Origin of the sequence: Liquorilactobacillus sicerae (assembly GCF_029916425.1) — a bacterium.
Taxonomy (GTDB): Bacteria; Bacillota; Bacilli; order Lactobacillales; family Lactobacillaceae; genus Liquorilactobacillus; species Liquorilactobacillus sicerae.
The window spans coordinates 108,687-128,666 of record NZ_JAHAVQ010000004.1 but is presented as its reverse complement, the minus strand read 5'-3'; the positions used below and the strand labels follow the sequence as shown (position 1 = coordinate 128,666).

The following is a 19,980-nucleotide window of genomic DNA, read 5'->3' as shown; positions in this document are numbered from 1 at the left end:
CTCCTTGGTCTTTTAAATAAAATTATGCGGTTCACGAACGATATCGAGCTGTAAATCAGTTTGACGCTGGCTCTTTTCAAGTAAAGTCCGCAAATATTGATTTAGCTTTCCTTCATGTTTATACTTAATGATCAATTGATAACGATACCGATTTTTAATTTTTAAAATCATCTGCGGCACCGGTCCTAAAATTTTAGCAGCCGGACTTAAAACAGTTTTTAATTCAGCTGCCACCTGGAGCAGAGCCTTGAACGCTATTTTCTCAGTTATTGCACTAGCTGCAATTTGAATTGTAAAGTAATATGGCGGATAGCCACTTTGATGACGCAACTGCATTTCAAAAGCATAAAAGCGTTCATAATCTTGCTTCTTAGCTAACTGCAAAGCATAATGCTGTGGATTAAAGGTTTGAATAATCACTTTGCCTTCTTTTTGAGCTCGACCAGCCCGACCACTGACTTGAGTCAACAACTGAAAAGTTTGCTCACTAGCACGAAAATCGGGCAAGCTCAAGGAAGTATCAGCATTCAAGACGCCAACTAAAGTCACGTCTGGATAATCAAGACCCTTGGCAATCATTTGCGTCCCTAATAAAATGTCAGCTTGATGAGCACCAAAGGCAGCTAAAATTTTCTCATGCGCTCCTTTTCTGCGAGTCGTATCGACATCCATTCGTAAAATTCGGCTAGTCGGAAAATACTTGATTAGTTTTTCTTGAACCTTTTGCGTACCCGTTCCATAATAACGAATTTTCTGTCCACCACATGCAGGACAAGTATGAGGAATTGCTTCTTCATGGCCACAATAATGACATTTCATTACTTGCTGATCCTTATGCAAAGTCAAAGTAATATCACAGTTTGGACATTTCAAAACAAAGCCACAATCCCGGCACATCACAAAAGAAGCGTAACCGCGGCGATTGAGCAATAAAATTATCTGTTCTTTTTGCTGCAGTTTTTGCTTGACTGCAGCAATTAACTGCGGCGAAAAGTCAGGGTCACGACTAATCTTTGTTGCCTGACGCATATCAATTAATGAAACTTCTGGCAATGGCTTCGTATTGATCCGCTGAGTCAAACGCAACCAGTGATAAACTTTTTTTTGGGCGCGTGCACGTGACTCTAAAGAAGGCGTCGCACTGCCAAGAACAACCGGGCAATGATGAAACTTACTCCGCCACAAGGCTACATCACGTGCATGATAACGTGGCATATTGTCCTGCTGATAGCTACTTTCATGCTCTTCATCAATAATGATAATACCTAAGTTTTTAATTGGTGCAAAAATTGCCGATCTAGCCCCAACAACTACTTTAGCTTGATCATTTTCAATTCGACGCCATTCATCAAGCCGCTCCCCCACAGATAATCCACTATGAAGCAACGCAACCTGATTACCAAATCGACCAACGACTTGGGCGACCATTTGCGGAGTCAGCGAAATTTCTGGAACTAACAATAATGCGCTGCGTTGCTGTTCCAAAGCTGACTCGATCAATTGGAGATAAACCTCGGTCTTTCCGCTGCCGGTCACTCCTTCCAACAAAAAAGTCGTTGCAGCCTGTGACTCAACAGCAGTTGCCACTTGTTTGTAAGCAGTGGCTTGTTCAGCTGATAACTTTTTAGGCTGCGTCGGCGTAATCTCGGCTAAGTCGTAAGTTTCCCGCCGTAACGGGCGTTCTTGGATCTTTAACCAGCCTTGATTAGCAGCAGTTTTTAAAGTTGCGGCTGATAAATCCAGCTTTTTTTCTAAGCCACTTTTAGAGATTGCTTGTTGATAATGTTCTGCTAGAAATGCCAGTAAACGCAGCCGCTGAACTGCATTACTACGCTGCCGCTGTTTTTGTTCAAGGGCCTGCGTCCTAGTCAGTTGGCCAATGATAATTTTTGTTTGTCTCGGTTTAGCCGTCGCTTGAACTAAATAACGAACTTCAATTTTTCCAGCTTTTTTTTCCTGACGGATCTTTTTCAAGAGTTCAACAGGTAGCTGTTTAGTATCAATTATTTTTGCTTGTTCGCCAGCCATGAATTCGACAATTTCTGGAGCTAACTGATCGGTCGCTGTAACAACTAATTGTTTTTTGGTTTTTCCCCGCAAAGCATTGGGCAACATTGCTTGAAAACAAGCAATCTGAAACGAAAATGTTCGCGCTGCCAGCCACTGTGCTAATTCTAACATTTCATTATTCAAAACTGGTTCAATATCTTGGACTGCATAAATTGCTTTCAGCTTGGTTGGCACTGCCTTCACTGAAAAAACTTGCACTACAAATCCCTGGATCAAACGGTCAGCCCGTCCAAAAGGTACGACTACCCGCATCCCTGGCAAAATACTGTCCCTTAAGTTTTCAGCAATCAAATAGGTAAATGGACGATCAGTTTGACGAGCTGGCACATCAACAATAACTGCTGCTAATTGCAAATGCATCACTTCCTCTTTGACATAGCTACCAGCAAATCAAAAAGTTTTTCAGCAACTTGCTGTTTACTGGTTTGGGCTAAATGCAGCGGTTGCTCAGTTGGACTTAAAAAATAGACCTCGTTTTCATTGCTGCCAAAACCAATATCATGTCGAGCGACATCATTTGCCACTAAAAGATCCAGCCTTTTTTTGCACAATTTTTCTTGGGCGTTAGTCAGTAACTGCTGAGTTTCAGCGGCGAAACCAACTAATAACTGCCGTTGCTTTTTTTGCCCCAGTTCAAATAAAATATCCGGATTACGAACCAACGGTAAACTGATTTTAACAGTACCTTTTTTGATTTTCTGCTGAGCAGCTGTTACTGGCCGATAGTCAGCTACTGCTGCTGCCATAATAACATAATCAGCTAACTCATAGTGATCTTCTAATTCAGCTTGCATTTGTAAAGCAGTTGTTACCGGAACTAAAGTGACTCCCGTAGGTGGAAATAATTTTGTTGGTCCACTCACCAGGGTAACTTGGGCACCGCGTTTTTGGGCGACCTTGGCAATTGCGTAGCCCATTTTTCCAGAAGAATGATTAGTTAAGTAGCGGACTGGATCGATCGCTTCAACAGTTGGACCAGCTGAAACCAAGACCTTCTTTCCCTTCAAATCTTGTTTTACCAGCTGCTGGTCATTTAACCAAGCTAAAATTGCTGCTGGCTCAGGCAAACGGCCACGGCCGGCGTAACCTTCAGCTAGAAGACCACTGTTGGTTGGCATTAGTTTAACGCCATTTTCTTTGAGCCAAGTAAGATTGCGTTGGGTAGCCGGATTCAAGAGCATCTTTTCATTCATCGCCGGCACAACATATTTAGGACAATTTGCTGCCAACAAAATTGCACTGACTAAATCATCTGCCAAACCCGTCGCCATTTTGGCAATCAAGTTGGCAGTCGCCGGAATAACAATTATTTCATCAGCCCAATCAGCAAGAAAAACATGAAGCACTTTTTCAGATTCGAACCAATCTCGCTGTCGATAGATTTTTTGTTTGATCAAATTTGCAAAGGTCAAAGCACTGACAAATTTTTCTGCTGTCGGTGTCATAGCAATCTTAATTGCCAAATTATTTTTTAAGAGCTGCCGAATAACCGGTGCAGCTTTATAGAGAGCAATGCCACCAGCTAAACAAATTAAGATTTTTTTCTTCTTCAAAATTTTTTCCTCCTTGCTGAGTCAATCTTTATTTTACCAGAAAAGGCTAAATAAAAAAGCTGGCGTCTTATTAGATGTCAGCTTTAAGCCTGATTTAAATCAGCAATTACAATTTTTCCTTTTCTTCGGGATCGATCACTAATTTACCAGCAGCAATCTCCTCAAGCGCTCTTCCAACGCTTTTAACTGACTGATATTTAGTCAGGAGCGGTAAAGCCCCTGCATCCAACTCATGCGCACGTTTACTGGCCAACATCACCAACATATAACGTGAGTCAACTTTTTCCAAAAGGTCATCAACTGATGGATAAAGAATCATTTTAAAACATCTCCTAATTGTTTCTTATAGTCTGGCAAAAACCGCTTAACTCGCCAACGTTCAGCACGAATAATTGTTTTAATTTTCTCGACTGCCGCCAAAACTTCATCATTAACAACTGCATAATCATAATTTTGCATCATTTCGATTTCACCAACTGCCTTATGCATCCGCTTATCAATAGTTGCTAAATCATCTGTCCCACGTTCAATAATCCGATGCCGCAGTTCCATCAAATCAGGCGGCGTTAAGAAAATAAACAAACCATCTGGACATTTTTTTCTGACCTGCATTGCTCCATTAACTTCAATTTCCAAAAAAACATCTTTGCCAGCATCAAGCATCTCATTAACATATTTTAAAGGGGTACCATAATAGTTGTCAACATACTGAGCATATTCTAACATCTGACCAGCCGAAATTTCAGCTTCAAACTCCTTTTTGTTAACAAAATAATAATCCTTCCCGTTAACTTCCCCAGGTCTCATTTTCCTAGTCGTCATTGATATTGAATAATGAAACTTGTTATTATCCTGTGCGAAAATTGCTTTTCTGACCGTTCCTTTACCAACTCCAGAAGGGCCGGACAAAACAATCAACATTCCCCTTTTTGACATCTTACTTGATTCTCCTCTAAAAAAAGTTATTAACTCTATAATGTACTTTTTGCCAGTTTTTTTCAAGTCTACCTTAAAAAAAATCCCTTAGGTTTGACTAATTCTGCTTGACTTTTGCGAACACATGTTCATATAATATTAATGCGAACATGTGTTCTGAAAGGAGAAAAAGTCATGATCGATATTCAGCAAAATAATTGGCAAAAATTTACTGCTGTCGTCCAAAGAAATCTAGCCACGGTTAATTTTAATCCAAATTCCAAACTGCATCCCCAAATGCCTGACTTCCAGATTAAACTATTCATTCAGCAGGCTTTTCAGAAAAACAAAACTATCACTATCTGGCTGCAAGACGCTGTTGGTAATGAACACGCCGTCACTGGAAAATTAAGGTCTAGCCTTCATCGACCGCAAACTTTTTTATTAGTTGATCAAAATGCAATTCCAACACTCGTCACATTCAAAAACATTAAATTTTTGAAGCTTATTTAAGCGTAAAAAAACAAGAGCAAGTAATTGCTCTTGTTTTTTTCTTTTAGTATAACTCCAAATACTGGTCACGTTCCCATTGTGAAACTTCTTGGCGATAAGCTCCCCATTCAAGTTTCTTACCTTCCACAAAGTTCTGATACAAATGTGGACCTAATGCCTTAGCAATCACTTCATCCTGTTGTAAAGCTTTGATTGCGTTGTGCAAAGTTGATGGTAAATCAACAATTCCATTTGCTTTGCGTTCTTCATCATCCATCCGATAAATATTGCGATCAACTGGTTTTGGAGCTTCGAGCTTACTGCGCAATCCGTCCAAGCCAGCTTCCAAAATAGCAGCAATTGCCATATATGGATTGGCTGATGGATCAACACTTCTTAATTCCAAACGAGTCGATAAGCCACGGGCAATCGGCACCCGAACTAACGGTGAACGGTTGCGACCTGACCAAGCAACATAGACTGGTGCTTCATAGCCTGGGACTAAACGTTTATACGAGTTAACAATTGGGTTAGTAACCGCCGTAAACCCGCGAGCATGTTTCAATAAACCACCTAAGAAGTAATGTGCCGTTTCAGATAATTGCATATCGCCATTTTCATCGTAGAAAGCATTGCCATCTTTTGTAAAGAGTGACATATTGATATGCATTCCTGAACCATTGATTCGATCAAGTGGCTTTGGCATGAAAGTTGCATGCAAGCCGTGTTTGCGAGCAACAGTTTTAACAACTAATTTGAAAGTTTGAATATTATCACATGCTTGCAAGGCATCAGCATATTTAAAATCAATTTCATGTTGTCCAGGAGCGACTTCATGGTGAGAAGCTTCAACATCAAAGCCCATATTTTCGAGCTCAAGAACAATGTCACGTCGACAATTTTCGCCTAAATCAACTGGTGCTAAGTCAAAATAGCTGCCTTTATCATTCAGATTCAAAGTTGGTTTGCCAGTTTCTGGATCAAGCTTGAACAGGAAGAATTCTGGTTCCGGTCCAATATTGAAATCAGTAAAACCAAGTTTCTTCATTTCATTTAAAACTCGGATCAAGTTATTACGCGGATCACCAGCAAATGGTGTTCGATCAGCATTATAAACTTCACAAATGATTCGAGCAATTTTTCCATGCTCATTACCCCATGGGAAAATCATCCAAGTCGACAAGTCCGGATAAAGCCACATATCACTTTCTTCAATTCGAACAAATCCATCAATTGATGAACCATCAAACATTAGTTTATTATCAAGCAATTTATCCAATTGACTTACTGGGACCTCAACATTTTTGATCACGCCATATAGATCGGTAAACATTAATCGAAGAAACTTAACATTTTCTTCTTTGACCATGCGACGAATATCGTCTTTTGTGTAGTTAGGCTTTGCCATTGCGAATCGCTCCCTATTATCAAATTTTAGAAGTTTCTGTTATGTTTAAAAGAAAGACTTTGCTTGCTTAAGCCACCGATTGACATGAACTCATCGCGTAAGATGCGGCGAACATCAGCATCAATTAAAGGCTTTTGCAACTGAGCTTGCTTTTCCGCCTGTTTTCGTTCTTTTTCTTCATAAATGTGCTTGATACCTGCCATATTGATTCCCTCATCAAGGTAATCTTTAATTTCCAGCAAACGATCAATATCATTTAATGAATACATCCGACGATTTCCTTCATTGCGTTGTGGCTTAACTAATTCTTGCTCTTCGTAATAACGAATTTGACGCGCAGAAAGCTTAGTTAATTTCATAACTGTTCCAATCGGCAAAACAGCTTGCGACCGTCTAAGTTCTTTCTCTTTCATAACAACCCTCCTCTAAACTACGCATTAATCATAGCAAGCGAGCAACTGCTTGTCAACACTCAATGTTAGTTTTTCTTACATGTTTTTATTTTTAAAGAAAGTTTCCTCCGTTGCCTTACAAATCGCAACTTTTACGTGTGCGTAAGTTAACCCTCCTTGAATGTATAAAGCATACGGTGGTCGCATCGGTCCGTCACAAGAAAGTTCAATTGTTGAACCTTCAGTAAAACTGCCAGAAGCCATAATCTCTTGGTCTTTATAGCCATCCATTTTACTAGGAACCGGATCAACGAAAGCATTAACTGGCGAATAATGTTGAATCGCACTGCAAAATTGAATCATTTTTTCTGGTGAGCCCAGGGTAACCGTTTGAACCAGATCTGTTCGCGGTTCATCCCAACGTGGAGAAACATGCAACCCAAGGCTCGCTAGCAAAGCACTCGCAAAAATTGCCCCTTTGATTGCTTCACCGGTAACATGCGGCGCAACGAAAAATCCCTGATACATATCACGAATCTGGCCAATCGTTGCCCCTTCAGATTTTCCCGCTCCTGGTACATTTAAACGATTGCCTGCTAATTTAATCAAATCTTTTCTGCCAACTAAATAGGCACCAGTTTTGGCAATTCCACCACCAGCATTTTTATACAAAGATCCCGCCATTAAATCTGCCCCGTATTCAGTTGGTTCATGAATTTCTGAAAATTCACCATAACAATTGTCAATAAAAATCACAACATCTGGTCTAATTTGACGCACAAATTCAATCATCTTTTTCAGCTTAGCAACCGTAAAACTCTTGCGGATTGCATAACCACGGGAACGCTGTAGGGTAACCAGCTTGATTGCCGGATCTTTAAGTTTCTCTTTTGCACCAGCAAAATCAACTTCACCATTGTCAAGCAATGGCTGGTAATCAAAATCAATTTGGAAGTCTTTTAAAGCTCCTGGCTCATTGCCGACCAAACCAATTACCTGTTGAATCGTATCATAAGGCATTCCAGTTAAATAAAATAGTTTGTCATTAGGGCGTAAAATTGCAAAAAAAGCGGTGGTAATAGCATGAGTACCTGACATCATTTGCGGTTTGACCATGGCATCTTCAGTTCGAAAATACTCTGCATAAATCGCTTCTAATTTGCTCCGGCCTAGATCATCATATCCATAACCAGTTGAACCAGCAAAGTCTTCTTCGGCCACCCAATGATTTTTGAAGCACTCTAAAACCCGTTCTTGATTGTATAAAACCTGTTGATCAATTTTCTCAAGCCTTGGCTGGATCAATTGATCCGTTTTTAAAATTCTTTCCTGTAAACTGGCAGGAAAATCTTTCATCCATAAATTCATCTTTCTCTATCCTTTCTGAAGCCATTTATCAATTTTGTCGAAAGCTTGTTTTTCAAAATCCGTGTCAGTTGGATCAAGCCACGTCACTTTCATTTTGTTGCGAAACCAAGTTAACTGCCGCTTTGCGTAATGACGAGAATTCTTTTTGATCAATTCCTTGGCATCTGCTAAAGTTGTCTGCCCAGCAAAATATGGGAACAATTCCTTATAACCGATCCCTTTGCCAGCAGGTAAACCAGGCCCTTGATCATATAACCAGCGAGCTTCTGCTAATAGTCCTTGTTGGAACATCAAGTCAACTCGCTGATTTATTCGTTGATAAAGTAATTGACGATCAAAATTCAAGCCTAAAATCAGCGGATCAAAATTTGACTGTCTAAAATCATGTTGAGCTGAAAAAAGCTTGTTTGTGAGCTGTTGGACTTCCAAAGCTCGAATAATGCGCCTTTGATTTGCTGGAGGAATCTTTTTTGCAGCTAATGGATCAATTTTATTCAATTTCTGCCAAAGGGCATCTTTTCCTTCAGCCTGAGCAAAAGCTTCCCATTTTCTTCGCAATTCCACTTTACCAGTTGATTGAATCCCACCTAAATGAAAATTATCCAATAAAGCTTGTAAATAAAATCCTGTTCCCCCAACGATCATCGGTAGTTTATGCTTTTGTTTGATCAAATCAATGATGAATTGACACTGGTCAATAAAATCAGCTACTGAATAACTTTGATCAACCTGACAGATATCGATCAAATAGTGCTTAATAATTTTTCTTTCGGTCATTGAAACTTTGGCTGTACCAATATCTAAATTTCGATAAATCTGCATTGAATCGCCAGAAATTATTTCTCCATTAAATTTTTGCGCTATTTTCAATGAAAGGTCAGTTTTTCCGACTGCTGTTGGTCCAACAATCAATAAGAGTTTAGTGGTAATGTTTTCAACCTCCTCAATGTAAATCTCATTTAACTGGATATTTTTGCTAAATTCATTCATAATAAAGTTAAATCGAACCGATTGGAGGAAACTTAAATGAACACTTTTAAAAAAGGCTTTGTTTTTGGTTTGGTAACTGCTATTGGAACAGTAGCCGGCTGTCTTTATGCTTTTAAGAAAAACGTTGTTGACCCAATTGAAGCAAAAGAAGCCATGGTCGATGATCAAAAAAGACGTACACTTCACAAAATGCACTCTGCACACCAAGGTTAATCATTTCCCGGGTGTACTAAAAAGGCCAGGACAAAATCCAGGCCTTTTTTATTCAGTAATTAAATCAATTTGACTTCTTAACTTTCCCGTCCCAATGTTCAAAGCCATCTTTTAAAATATAAAGTTTTCGATACCCTAATTTATACAACTGAACAGCTGCTCTAACACTCAAAGCTTTGCCCTGATCATATAAATAAATCGGCATATCTTTCCTTAAGGACTCACGTAAAATTTTAAATTGACTAAAAGGCATATTTCGTGCACCTAAAATATGACCACTATCAAAATTATTTTTTTCACGCAAATCAATGATCTGTGCTTTGTGCATTCCTGCCTTAAAATCATCATTGACCAAAATCGTTGCAACCTTTTTCCCACGCCACCAGATATATAATTGATATACCAAGAAGCCCAGGATAATCAGTGCCAATACAATATTTAAAATTATCCAAACCGAAACTGCCGCCAACAAACCTATAATCACCTCTTCTTACTAATCCAACTATTTAAACTTTAAAGCTAATGATGCTGCACCGATCACACCCGCATCATTGCCTAACTGTGCCAATTTTAATTTAGTTGTCTGCCGCACAGTCGGAAAAGCATACTGTTGAAAAGATTGATCAACTTTCCTCAATAAAAACTCTCCAGCAGCACTAACTCCTCCGCCGATTACAATTGCCGACGGGTCAAGCAGATTGCCAATATTTGCACAAGCTCTACCAAGATAGGAGCAAACTCGATCAACAACCATCAAAGCCAGTTGATCATCGACTTTAGCTAAATCAAAAACTGTTTTAGCAGAAACGTCCTCTCCATTATCTAATTGCTGTTTTAACTGCGCTGAACCAGCGTATTCTTCAGCTAAATCATGTGCCACTCGAACAATTCCAGTTGCCGAAGCATATGTTTCTAAGCATCCATGATTGCCACAAGTACATAAGTATCCATTTGGTTCAACGTTCATATGTCCAATTTCACCAGCAGCCTGCACCCCATGAATTAATTGACCATTACTGATAATTCCACCGCCAACACCAGTTCCCAGTGTAATGAAAACTACATCCGCATCATTTTCACCAGCGCCTTTCCATTGTTCTCCTAAAGCAGCTACATTGGCATCGTTGTCGACTGTAAATGGGATCCCAAGCTTATCTTCAATAACTTCTTTGACTGGCTGTAATGTTTTCCAATTTAAATTATAAGCTCCAATGACAGTCCCCTTTTTTAAATCAACTGTTCCGGGAGAACCCATTCCAATTCCCGTAAATTGATCGGCTGTCATTTGATAGAGTTTCAAATGATGTTGTAACGATGCAACAATATCTGGTACGATATGACTGCCCTCATCTAAAATGTTTGTTGCGACACTCCACTTTTGCTGAATTTCACCATTGACGGTCAAAATCGCAAATTTGATCGTAGTACCGCCTAAGTCGATTCCAACCAATTTTTTATTCAAATTTTTCGCCTCCAGATTTTTCTTTTTCACGTTCTTCTTCTAAATGATGTTCACGTGTTAAAACCAGCCGGGCTTTGATAAAAATTTGATCATCGATTGCATGGCTTTGATGCAAATGATCTAGCTCCAAAGCCATTAATTCTATATCCCACAAACGTTTCCCAACGTATACATAGATTCCGAATTTTTTTAAAAGCTGCTGTACATCATAAAGTGTTTTCACACAAACATCCTCCATTATTATAAAGGAAAAATTATATTTTTTAAACTCAACTCAACAAACATTTACATACTTATTTTAGTTAACGCTTTCTAAAAAAACAAAAAAAAACAGGAGACTTCCTGTTATCCTGTTATTTTGTTTCACGATGCAAAGTTACCTTTTTGTCACGTGGACAATATTTCTTCAATTCCAAGCGATCAGGATTATTACGCTTGTTTTTATTTGTCAAATAAGTCCGTTCGTGGCATTCGGTACATTCCAATGTAATGTTGACCCGCATTCTTGCCCCTCCTTAACACTTTTAAAAATTAAAAGCTTGTCAGCCTCAACGTTTTTTATCATATCATTTTTTTTGTTTGAGCGCTAGTTTTTTTATACATTTGTTAAGCAATTTTACTTGACAGATAATTATTTATTACTTTCAACTGTTTTCCAAAAAGCTGAGTAGATTGATTTCGGTGTTTCAGTACTGATATGAGTTGAGTTACCACTAGCCATTCCTGGAAAAGCCAATGCAATGACCACCTTAGCATTTTTATATGGGGCATAAGTGACAATACTATCTGTTTCCGTTTCTGTTGAGCCATGGAATGTTTCAGCTGTCCCGGTCTTTGCCGCAACTGCCGGCTTTACATCAGTCAACACCGTCCCAGTCCGCAACGAGTTGGTACCGTGAACTACATCCCACAGACCTGTTTTAACAACATTCCACTGAGCAGAAGTTGCTTCAACGACATTTAAAACATTTGGTTCAAATTCGTAAACCGTTCGACCTAAAGTTCCATTACTATTACTTGATCTAATTGACTGTAAAATATGCGGTTGCAAACGATAACCACCATTAGCAATCGTTGAAATATATTGAGCCAATTGAAGCGTCGTATATGAATCGTAGTTTCCAAAAGATAAGTCAAGTGCTTTACCAATATTTTTCTGGTTAGCTGGTCCTTCAAAGCCGGAAGCTTCACCAGGGATATCAATACCTGTTTTAACACCTAAGCCAAATTGCTTAAAATATCCCCGCAATTTGCTAAAAATCGAAGTTGGCAAATCTAACCCGGCATTCTCACTATATTGAAAACCACCTTCACGCATAGCCAACTGCATCATATATGAGTTAGAAGAAACCATTAAAGCATCTTCAGCTGTCAAAGACATATTATCTGATCCAGTTTTGTTGAACCAAGAAGCCTTAGTTGCTGTTCCTTTCAGTTTGATTGGCATATCAGTCATAGTATTGTTTTCTGGTGTGATTGCTCCAGACAATAAACCGCCCATCACGGTTGCCCCTTTAACAACTGACCCCATTACAAATGACTGATTAATTGCACCCAAAGCATTTTCGGAAATTTTGCCAGTCTTAAGATTTCGACTAACACCCGCTAAAGCATAAATCCCACCAGTTTTAGGATTCATAACTACTGCATAACCGCCTGCTAAATATGGATTGCTACCCGCATTGTTTTTAACTGCAGACTTAACAATATTTTGAACCTGCTGCTGGAATTTGGCATTGATTGTTAAAACTAAATTATCACCACGCTTGCCACCATAAGTTTTAACTTCTTTAGTTATCTTATTATTCTGTGTTTCTAGCGTAATAACTGATTTAGTTCCTTTCAGAACATTTTCATAGCGTGATTCGATATAACTGGAACCAACGCTATCATCCCGCGAATAACCTTCTGCTAATAGGCTATTGATCTGATCACTTGGTAATCCTTGTTTATGACTAGTTACTGTTCCAATCACACTCTTGACTGAGTTGCCATTTGGATAGCTTCTTGACCAGCTTGTACCAACTTTGACTCCCGGTAACTCAGTCAGATTTTCACCGATCCGCGCCATTTCCTGATCTGAAACACCACTATATTTCAAATAAACCGTTGATAAAGCATAAGCACCATTCATTTTAGAATAAACCAAAGCGGCCTGTTTTTGGTTTGAAGTAAAGTTCTGCGTGAGTTTATGCTTTTTGACATAGATTACTTCTTGACGATACAATTCAGAACTACCCAGTTTTCCTTTTTGCTTTTCGACTGCTTTTTCAACTTGTTTTAAATGCGCCGGAATCGCTAAATAATAATCCGCCTTATTTGATGCAGTTAGACTGGCCGTATCGAAATCAGCAACTTTTACCAATCGATTAGCAATTTGGTACATCTTCGTCGTTGTAACACTTAATGGTTTAGTATAGGTAATTGCCCGCGAAGCGTTATTAGCGACCAAGACTTTCCCTGTTGAATCGTAAATCATTCCACGCTGAACATTTTTAGTTTCAGTTTTAGTGTCGGTACTGTTGATTTCGGCATCAAATTTATTCTTTTCAGCGATTTGTAGATGTGCTAGCTGAATGATCAAAGCCGCAAACAGTAAAAAAACAATAAAGAACAGAAAATTTAAACGGAAAGGGATCCGCGATTTAATTCGTTTCTTTTTTTCTTGACTTCTTCTTAAAAATTTCACTGATTCCGACTCCTTAATTAACATTTCTTGGTAAGGTATTTTTTTTCAACACTCTTTTATCCTACCATAGACTTTCTACTTTTGTTGACTTTAGACCAAATTTTAATAAAATCTCCATCTTTAATTCTTTAATTCACGTTATAATAGTAAGTAACATTGGAAATTCCAAAGGAGTTATTTCATGAAAACTAAAATCAGCAATTTTTTCAAACACAATTATGCCTTTATCTTGAGCTTTTTTATACCATTAATTTTGATGAGTTGCTATTTTATCAGCCGACAAATGTATCCTTTTGGCAGTAGCAGCTTGCTGACAGTTGACCTAGGTCAGCAATATGTCGATTTTTTTGCTTTTTTTCGCAATACGCTGCTCCATCATCCCTCTAGTTTCTTTTACTCATTTTCCAAGGCTCTGGGAGGTGAAATGCTTGGTGAGTGGGCTTATTATTTGTTAAGTCCATTTAATCTGCTGTTATTGCTCTTTCCAGCTAAAAATATCGATGCAGCTATTTTTTTGATCACAATTTTAAAGTACGCATTCGCTGGGCTCAGTTTTGCCTGGTTTATCAAAAAAACCCAAGCATTAACTGATCTAAAAGTTATCATGTTAAGTGTCAGTTATGCTTTGATGGGGTGGTTTGTTTCTTACCAATTAAATTTGCTTTGGCTGGACGCAGCTATCTTATTACCACTGGTTTGCTATTTTCTGAATCGCTTGTTGCTTGACCAAAAACAACGCCTTGGTTTTTCGATCGTCTTAGCTTTGACCTTGATCATCAATTATTACATGGCTTATATGATCTGTATTTTTTTGGCGTTATATTTTTTCTGGCTATCGATTATTAACTGGACTGATTTCAAAGCTTTCACCAGCCGATTATTAAAATTCATCAGTGCCTCACTATTAGCCGCTGGCTTGGCAGCTGTAATTATCTTACCAACCTTTTATTCGTTGTTAAAAAGTAAGGGACAGTATACTCAACAAATTATCCATTTTAAATTTGAATACTTTCCATTTAAAATGTTGGCTAAATTAGTCATTGGCACCTTTAATTTCCAGCAAATGCCAAGTGGTCTGCCAAATATTTTTCTGGGATCATTAGGACTAATTGGCTTTATTTCTTATTTTGGAGTTAAGCAGATTGCTGGACGGGAAAAGGTCGCTGCCTTGTTGATCTCAGCCTTTCTTTTCTTATCACTTTGCTTTGAACCACTCGATCTTTTCTGGCATGGTATGCAGTTTCCGGTTTGGTATCCTTATCGCTTTTCTTTTATTGTGACCTTTTGGATGTTGCTGCTGGCGGGACGAGCTTTGGCAAAATTGACTTGGCCTTGCTGGGGTCCAGCTAGCAGTAGCTTGTTAATTTATGCCGCAATTTTAGGTTATACTTATTTGAATCGCAATCAATTTTCCTTTGTGACAACTAGAAATCTCTTGCTGAGTTGTTTTTTTGCAGCTATTATTTGGTTTTTATTATTTGTTCACTGGCACTCATTTAACTTTATTAAATGGTTACTACTTTTGACGGCAGTCATTGCCGAAGTAACGATTAATGCCTATTTTTCACTTAATAATCTCAGTTATTTAAGTCAAAAGGAATATCAACAACCAACAAATTCTTTAGCCGCTGATGCTAAAAAGCTTAAACAACTTGATCAAGGATTCTATCGCACCGGACAAGTCTATAGTCGGACCAAGAATGATGGAATCGCTCATGATTTATATGCTGGTTCCTATTTCAGCTCGGCCATGGAAAAAAGTATTCCGGACTTTTATGGTCAACTTGGCGATCCTGATGGTGATAATTATGTCACTTATTCAAATGGAACCCTAATTTCAGATGCTTTGTTAGGTATGAAATATTTTATTAATCCTAAGCAGCTGGGACAAACTAACAATGGCCAACCCCTAAATCAATTGACCGAAAAACCTGATTTAAAGAGCTATCAAAAAGTTGGCACAACAAAATTAACTGAGATTTATCGTAATTCAAATAGTTTACCATTTGCTTACTTGGCAAATCGGCACCTTTTGCAATTCAAAAGCTATTATGATGATCCAATTAACTTTCAGACACAATGGTTAGCGCACGCAACTGGTCATTTAACAGATCAATACTTTGTTCCGCAAAACTTTAATGAAGTAGTTTTTCAAAATGTTAATCAACAATTAAAACTAACAGATGCCATTTTCAAACGAAAAAATCTTGGCAAGGTCTCGCAAATTATTTTTAAATTTACGCCAAAGACCAATGACTCATATTATTTGACGCTAGGATCTTCTTTGGATTCTGACAATGCAACTTTCTATTTAAATAATCGGCAATTAAATCAGTATGAAACCTTTCGTCATACGGTGATTGTTAATTTAGCCAACCATGCCAAAGGCCAAGAAATAGTACTAACCGTCAAATTTAAAAAACCTTCACTCTGGTTGAATCATTTTGTGCTTTATCGAATGAAAAATCATTTAGTTGAAAAAAGGATCCACCAACTTAAGAACCAGGAGCCACAGGTCAAAAAATTATCTGAGCGCAGCTTGACGATCAACTTTAATTCAACTAAGAAAAAACAGTTAGTAGCAACGACTATTCCATACGCCCAAGGTTGGCAAGCAAAAATTAACGGCAAAAAAACATCCCTCAAAAAGATTCAAGGAATGTTCATTGGAATCACGACTCACGGTAAAGGCCAGCAACGAATCACCTTAATTTATCAGCCGCCTTATTTAATGCTTGGTTTAGTTATCACTTTAATTTCGCTTGGCTGTTGCTTAATCTTAGGCTGGTTTTGGCAACCAGTAAAAAGACGTACTCATCATTAATCAGCAATTACCGAGCTGAAATGTTCAACATCTTTGGTCTTTCCAACTACTAGCAGACTGTCATCAAATTGCAGTTCCTGAGCCGCTTGCGGTGAGATAATAATTTCATCTTGCCGTTTGACTGCAATGACATTTAGATGATATCGATTGCGAAAGTTCAACTCGATCAAAGTCCGGCCAACCAACTTTTGACTAGAAACTTTGATTTCGGCAATCAAAACATTTGGTGACAAATCCAAATAGTCTAGCATATTTTGCGACAAAAGACTCTTGCCAATCCTGATACCCATTTCTTTTTCGGGATGAACGACCTTATCGACACCTAGTTTTTTTAGAACTTTGGCATGATATTTATTTTGCGCCTTGGCAGTCACCTGCTTGACACCTAGTTCCTTGACCATTAATGTTACTAAAATACTAGCCTGAATATCTTCACCAATTGCAACGATCACATGATCAAAATTTCGAATACCGATCGATTTTAAAGTGTTCTCATCCTGCGCATCACCAATTATTGCTTGGGTTGCAATTTCTTTATAACTATTGATTCGAGCTTCACTTTTATCAAGGACCAAGACTTCGGCTCCACCTTGCACTAAGGTCTCACACACGCTGCCGCCAAAACGTCCCAAGCCGATGATTGCAAAAGTTTCTTTCGTCAAAGAGATCCTCCTTTCTAAAAATTACAGTGGAGGCTGGAAAAATAAATTTCCAGCCTCCTTTTTGTTATTTCCAAATCATTATTTTTATTCCAACTTTAAAAATGCATCAAAGTTAATACATCATAGTCCTTGATTCTCTCCCGGCCTTTCAAGGCATCTAATTCAATAATAAAGGCACAGCCAACTACGATTCCGCCCAGCTGCTTAACCAAGTCGATCGTCGCACTGATTGTTCCACCAGTTGCCAAGAGATCATCAGTTACCAAAACACGCTGTCCAGGTTTAACTGCATCACGATGAAGATACAACTCTGAAGTCCCATATTCTAACTGATAGGTAGCCTTAACTGTCTCTCGTGGCAGTTTGCCTTTCTTCCTGGCAGGTGCAAAACCGACCCCCAGTTCATATGCGACCGGGCAGCCAACAATAAAGCCACGCGCTTCAGGTCCAACAATCATTTCAACATTCTTATCCTTAGCAAACTGAACAATTTGATCAGTTGCTTGACGATAAGCTGTGCCATCTGCCATTAATGGGGAAAGGTCACGAAAAATAATTCCTTTTTCAGGAAAATCAGGAATACTTGCCACATATTTTGTTAAATCTACTGCCATTATAAACGCCCCTTTAATCAATTAGAAACTGGATGATCCATTTTTTTAAGTCAGCTGTTTTGCTATCATTTAGAATCTTTTGGGTCTTAATCTGCTTAATTCTCGAACGATAACTGGCCGTTTGAGTCAAATCAACCTTTTTTTGGCTTAGATTCCCGGTCATCAGCCCATCTTTTATTTTAACAAATCCTGCTTCAAAAAACAGCTGTATTGTAAAAATCAATGTTTCTTTATTAATTTGCAGATATTCAGCTAACTTCATTAAGTCGTTTTTTAAATTTATCTGCTGATGACTAACTGCAAAACGATAGACTTTCGCCAAATCATTGTGCGAAGGTAATGGTTGTCGCAAATCAATGGAAGGCAAAAATATCAAATCAAGCAACTGTGGCTGAATAGCTTTTAAAAGCTTCTCCAGTTCTATTAAAGAGTCTGGGCAATCAACCAAAACTAAATGATCTTGGCTTAAAGTTTCTTCAAGTTGTTGCACACCAACGATTGCTTGCGCCCTTTCTGGCAATATTTTTTTTAATTTCAAAAAATGCTTCTCTTTGAAGAAAAAATAAGCTCCCGTTTTTTTCAAACTTGCTTTCTTATCTTTCAGCGAGCGTAAATCACAAATCACTGGTCTTTTAGCTGCGAGATCATCAACAATAACTTGGATTCGTGATTGATCACGCCAATGATTAAGCGTTAAGTGTCCCACGAAATCAAAAGCTGGTGGATCTTCAGTCAGGTACTTGCCTTCATTGCCGACAAAGAAATCAATTGCACTGATTTCTTTTTGACCTTCAGTTAATTTAAATTGTAAATGATTTTTTTGTTTACCAATTAATCGAGCATCTTTGAGCTGATAATTCTTAAAGGAAAAAATTGGTTGCGGATTGCCGTTGCCAAAAGGTTTTAGCCGTTTCAGTTGATCAAATAAGCTTAAATCTACTTGACCAACCGATAAAGCTGCGGCTACTTGAAGCTTTTCACGTTCAGTAGTTCTTAACCCCTGCCGGTCAGCTGCTTGATTTAAAATTTCCTGCAACTGGGGCAACTTAGCGCTTGGCAAAGTTAAGCCACACGCTTGCTGGTGACCCCCAAATGCCGTTAACAAGTCACGATTGGGGGCTAAGGCTTGAAACAAATCAAAGGCAACAACTGACCGGCCAGACCCTTTAGCCAGTTGTGACCGCTGATTCAAATTGAACACCAAGCTTGGTTTGCCCGTCTTTTCTACTAAACGACTGGCAACGATTCCTAAAAGACCAATTGGCCAATCAGATGCTGCAACTAAATTAACCAAATTGTCCGGTTGAGACGACAGTTGCTCTAAAGCTGCCTTAGTCATCTTTTCAGCCAACTTTTGCCGCTGTTCATTGAGCTTTTCAATCTTGTCAGCTAACTCATCAGCTCTTTGTTCATCAAAAGTCGTTAGCAACTCGACACCATCTGTTGCTTCAGCTAGTCTGCCCAGTGAGTTCAACCGTGGCGCAAAACTAAAAGCAACCGTTTCTTCATCTGCTTGACTAAGCTTTACATTAGCCTTTTTTGCCAAGGCAGTTAGACCCACTCGCTGTGTCTGCTGCAAGACTTGCAAGCCAAACTTGACCAAAGCTCGGTTTTCTCCAGTCAGTTTCATCACATCAGCAATCGTTCCCAATGCCACCAGATCTAGCATTTCTTGCGGTATTTCTTCCAACAGACCACAGACAACTTTAAAAGCTACTCCAACTCCTGCCAAATCTGGGCAGGAGTAATTCTTGCCAGGAAAAGCTGGATGAACAATTGCATAGGCTGGCGGCATTTTTCCTCCAAAGGAATGGTGATCAGTCACAATCACATCAACACCATGCTGTTGCGCATATTCAATTGGCTCAAAACCAGCGACGCCATTATCGACCGTTACGATCAGTTGCGTTTTATTTGCAATCAATTGCTGATAGCGTTTTAAATTTGGACCATATCCATCAGTTATTCGATCTGGCACATAATAATCAACTTTGGCTCCTAATTGTTCAAGCGCCTCATACATAACTGAAGTAGCCGTGATTCCATCCACATCATAGTCACCGTAAACAGTAATACTCTCTTGTTGAGCAATCGCTTGCTGTAGTCGATTAACAGCCTTTTTTAAATCATGTAGCTTAAATGGATCGTCAATTTGAGCAACTGTTGGCGTTAAAAAAACTGTCGCCGCTGCTTTGGTTTTTATCCCACGTTCAATCAACAACTTTGCCAGTAAGTCACTGATTGATAATTCTTGGGCGAGAGATTTAACTTGTCCATCCTCAGGTTCAGCAACTGGCTGCCACAAATACTTTGCTTCCAACAATTATA

19 protein-coding genes are annotated in these 19,980 nt (G+C 38.8%); 3 read left to right on the top strand and 16 right to left on the bottom strand.

The features are described 5' to 3' along the window. Nucleotides 1–12: 12 nt before the first annotated feature. The 4 genes from priA to gmk form a co-directional block, all read right to left on the bottom strand. Entirely contained in the window at nucleotides 13–2,430 is a 2,418-nt protein-coding gene (gene priA, locus KH893_RS04030; protein ID WP_281164857.1) for a primosomal protein N', read from the bottom strand. Then, nucleotides 2,430–3,623, bottom strand: coding sequence for a bifunctional phosphopantothenoylcysteine decarboxylase/phosphopantothenate--cysteine ligase CoaBC (coaBC, locus tag KH893_RS04025; RefSeq protein ID WP_281164856.1), 1,194 nt, complete (start codon nucleotides 3,621–3,623; stop codon nucleotides 2,430–2,432). Before coaBC ends, priA begins: the two co-directional genes overlap by 1 nt. A 106-nt stretch (nucleotides 3,624–3,729) precedes the next feature. Then, nucleotides 3,730–3,942, bottom strand: coding sequence for a DNA-directed RNA polymerase subunit omega (rpoZ, locus tag KH893_RS04020; protein ID WP_281164855.1), 213 nt, complete (start codon nucleotides 3,940–3,942; stop codon nucleotides 3,730–3,732). Continuing rightward, nucleotides 3,939–4,559: a guanylate kinase gene (gmk, locus tag KH893_RS04015; RefSeq protein ID WP_281164854.1), complete on the bottom strand. Its 621-nt coding sequence runs from the start codon at nucleotides 4,557–4,559 to the stop codon at nucleotides 3,939–3,941. The genes rpoZ and gmk overlap by 4 nt, the downstream gene beginning before the upstream one ends. 174 nt (nucleotides 4,560–4,733) lie before the next feature. Between gmk and KH893_RS04010 the strand changes: the two genes are divergently transcribed. After that, nucleotides 4,734–5,051, top strand: coding sequence for a hypothetical protein (locus KH893_RS04010; protein ID WP_281164853.1), 318 nt, complete (start codon nucleotides 4,734–4,736; stop codon nucleotides 5,049–5,051). Between the two features lie 43 nt (nucleotides 5,052–5,094). Here the strand turns inward: KH893_RS04010 and glnA are convergent, their stop codons facing one another. The 4 genes from glnA to miaA all read right to left on the bottom strand — a co-directional run bounded on the left by glnA (nucleotide 5,095) and on the right by miaA (nucleotide 9,128). Further along, complete coding sequence (glnA, locus tag KH893_RS04005; protein ID WP_281164852.1) at nucleotides 5,095–6,438, bottom strand: type I glutamate--ammonia ligase; 1,344 nt, start codon at nucleotides 6,436–6,438, stop codon at nucleotides 5,095–5,097. A 26-nt stretch (nucleotides 6,439–6,464) separates the two neighbouring features. Continuing rightward, nucleotides 6,465–6,851, bottom strand: a complete 387-nt coding sequence (locus KH893_RS04000; RefSeq protein WP_281164851.1) for a MerR family transcriptional regulator — start codon at nucleotides 6,849–6,851, stop codon at nucleotides 6,465–6,467. Between the two features lie 75 nt (nucleotides 6,852–6,926). Beyond that, on the bottom strand, nucleotides 6,927–8,198 hold the full coding sequence (locus KH893_RS03995) for a methionine gamma-lyase family protein (RefSeq protein WP_281164850.1): 1,272 nt from the start codon (nucleotides 8,196–8,198) through the stop codon (nucleotides 6,927–6,929). Nucleotides 8,199–8,204: 6 nt separating this feature from the next. Further along, nucleotides 8,205–9,128, bottom strand: a complete 924-nt coding sequence (gene miaA, locus KH893_RS03990; RefSeq protein ID WP_427859822.1) for a tRNA (adenosine(37)-N6)-dimethylallyltransferase MiaA — start codon at nucleotides 9,126–9,128, stop codon at nucleotides 8,205–8,207. 96 nt (nucleotides 9,129–9,224) lie between these two features. Between miaA and KH893_RS03985 the strand changes: the two genes are divergently transcribed. Further along, nucleotides 9,225–9,401: a DUF3042 family protein gene (locus tag KH893_RS03985; RefSeq protein ID WP_281164848.1), complete on the top strand. Its 177-nt coding sequence runs from the start codon at nucleotides 9,225–9,227 to the stop codon at nucleotides 9,399–9,401. A 64-nt stretch (nucleotides 9,402–9,465) separates the two neighbouring features. Here KH893_RS03985 and KH893_RS03980 read toward each other — a convergent pair whose 3' ends face one another. The 5 genes from KH893_RS03980 to KH893_RS03960 form a co-directional block, all read right to left on the bottom strand. After that, the gene (locus KH893_RS03980) at nucleotides 9,466–9,873 is read right to left on the bottom strand and encodes a rhodanese-like domain-containing protein (protein WP_281164847.1); all 408 of its coding nucleotides are present in this window, start codon (nucleotides 9,871–9,873) and stop codon (nucleotides 9,466–9,468) included. Nucleotides 9,874–9,903: 30 nt separating this feature from the next. After that, nucleotides 9,904–10,863 (bottom strand): ROK family glucokinase, encoded by a 960-nt coding sequence (locus KH893_RS03975; protein WP_281164846.1) that lies wholly within the window; start codon nucleotides 10,861–10,863, stop codon nucleotides 9,904–9,906. Continuing rightward, entirely contained in the window at nucleotides 10,856–11,086 is a 231-nt protein-coding gene (locus tag KH893_RS03970; RefSeq protein ID WP_281164845.1) for a YqgQ family protein, read from the bottom strand. Before KH893_RS03970 ends, KH893_RS03975 begins: the two co-directional genes overlap by 8 nt. 130 nt (nucleotides 11,087–11,216) lie before the next feature. Further along, nucleotides 11,217–11,366, bottom strand: coding sequence for a 50S ribosomal protein L33 (gene rpmG, locus KH893_RS03965; RefSeq protein ID WP_010580767.1), 150 nt, complete (start codon nucleotides 11,364–11,366; stop codon nucleotides 11,217–11,219). Nucleotides 11,367–11,494: 128 nt separating this feature from the next. Next, on the bottom strand, nucleotides 11,495–13,552 hold the full coding sequence (locus KH893_RS03960; protein WP_281164844.1) for a peptidoglycan D,D-transpeptidase FtsI family protein: 2,058 nt from the start codon (nucleotides 13,550–13,552) through the stop codon (nucleotides 11,495–11,497). A 181-nt stretch (nucleotides 13,553–13,733) separates the two neighbouring features. Between KH893_RS03960 and KH893_RS03955 the strand changes: the two genes are divergently transcribed. Next, entirely contained in the window at nucleotides 13,734–16,376 is a 2,643-nt protein-coding gene (locus tag KH893_RS03955; RefSeq protein WP_281164843.1) for a YfhO family protein, read from the top strand. Here KH893_RS03955 and KH893_RS03950 read toward each other — a convergent pair. The 3 genes from KH893_RS03950 to recJ all read right to left on the bottom strand — a co-directional run bounded on the left by KH893_RS03950 (nucleotide 16,373) and on the right by recJ (nucleotide 19,975). After that, entirely contained in the window at nucleotides 16,373–17,038 is a 666-nt protein-coding gene (locus KH893_RS03950; protein WP_281164842.1) for a potassium channel family protein, read from the bottom strand. The genes KH893_RS03955 and KH893_RS03950 overlap by 4 nt on opposite strands. A gap of 95 nt (nucleotides 17,039–17,133) precedes the next feature. Beyond that, nucleotides 17,134–17,652: an adenine phosphoribosyltransferase gene (locus tag KH893_RS03945; protein WP_010580771.1), complete on the bottom strand. Its 519-nt coding sequence runs from the start codon at nucleotides 17,650–17,652 to the stop codon at nucleotides 17,134–17,136. Nucleotides 17,653–17,665: 13 nt separating this feature from the next. Continuing rightward, on the bottom strand, nucleotides 17,666–19,975 hold the full coding sequence (gene recJ, locus KH893_RS03940; protein WP_281164841.1) for a single-stranded-DNA-specific exonuclease RecJ: 2,310 nt from the start codon (nucleotides 19,973–19,975) through the stop codon (nucleotides 17,666–17,668). Between the last annotated feature and the right edge of the window lie 5 nt (nucleotides 19,976–19,980).

Coding starts and splice junctions, on each gene's coding strand:
- priA (WP_281164857.1), bottom strand. CDS start 2,430: ATGCATTTGCAATTAGCAGCAGTTATTGTTGATGTGCCAGCTCGTCAA.
- rpoZ (WP_281164855.1), bottom strand. CDS start 3,942: ATGATTCTTTATCCATCAGTTGATGACCTTTTGGAAAAAGTTGACTCA.
- gmk (WP_281164854.1), bottom strand. CDS start 4,559: ATGTCAAAAAGGGGAATGTTGATTGTTTTGTCCGGCCCTTCTGGAGTT.
- KH893_RS04010 (WP_281164853.1), top strand. CDS start 4,734: ATGATCGATATTCAGCAAAATAATTGGCAAAAATTTACTGCTGTCGTC.
- glnA (WP_281164852.1), bottom strand. CDS start 6,438: ATGGCAAAGCCTAACTACACAAAAGACGATATTCGTCGCATGGTCAAA.
- KH893_RS04000 (WP_281164851.1), bottom strand. CDS start 6,851: ATGAAAGAGAAAGAACTTAGACGGTCGCAAGCTGTTTTGCCGATTGGA.
- KH893_RS03995 (WP_281164850.1), bottom strand. CDS start 8,198: ATGAATTTATGGATGAAAGATTTTCCTGCCAGTTTACAGGAAAGAATT.
- KH893_RS03985 (WP_281164848.1), top strand. CDS start 9,225: ATGAACACTTTTAAAAAAGGCTTTGTTTTTGGTTTGGTAACTGCTATT.
- rpmG (WP_010580767.1), bottom strand. CDS start 11,366: ATGCGGGTCAACATTACATTGGAATGTACCGAATGCCACGAACGGACT.
- KH893_RS03955 (WP_281164843.1), top strand. CDS start 13,734: ATGAAAACTAAAATCAGCAATTTTTTCAAACACAATTATGCCTTTATC.
- KH893_RS03945 (WP_010580771.1), bottom strand. CDS start 17,652: ATGGCAGTAGATTTAACAAAATATGTGGCAAGTATTCCTGATTTTCCT.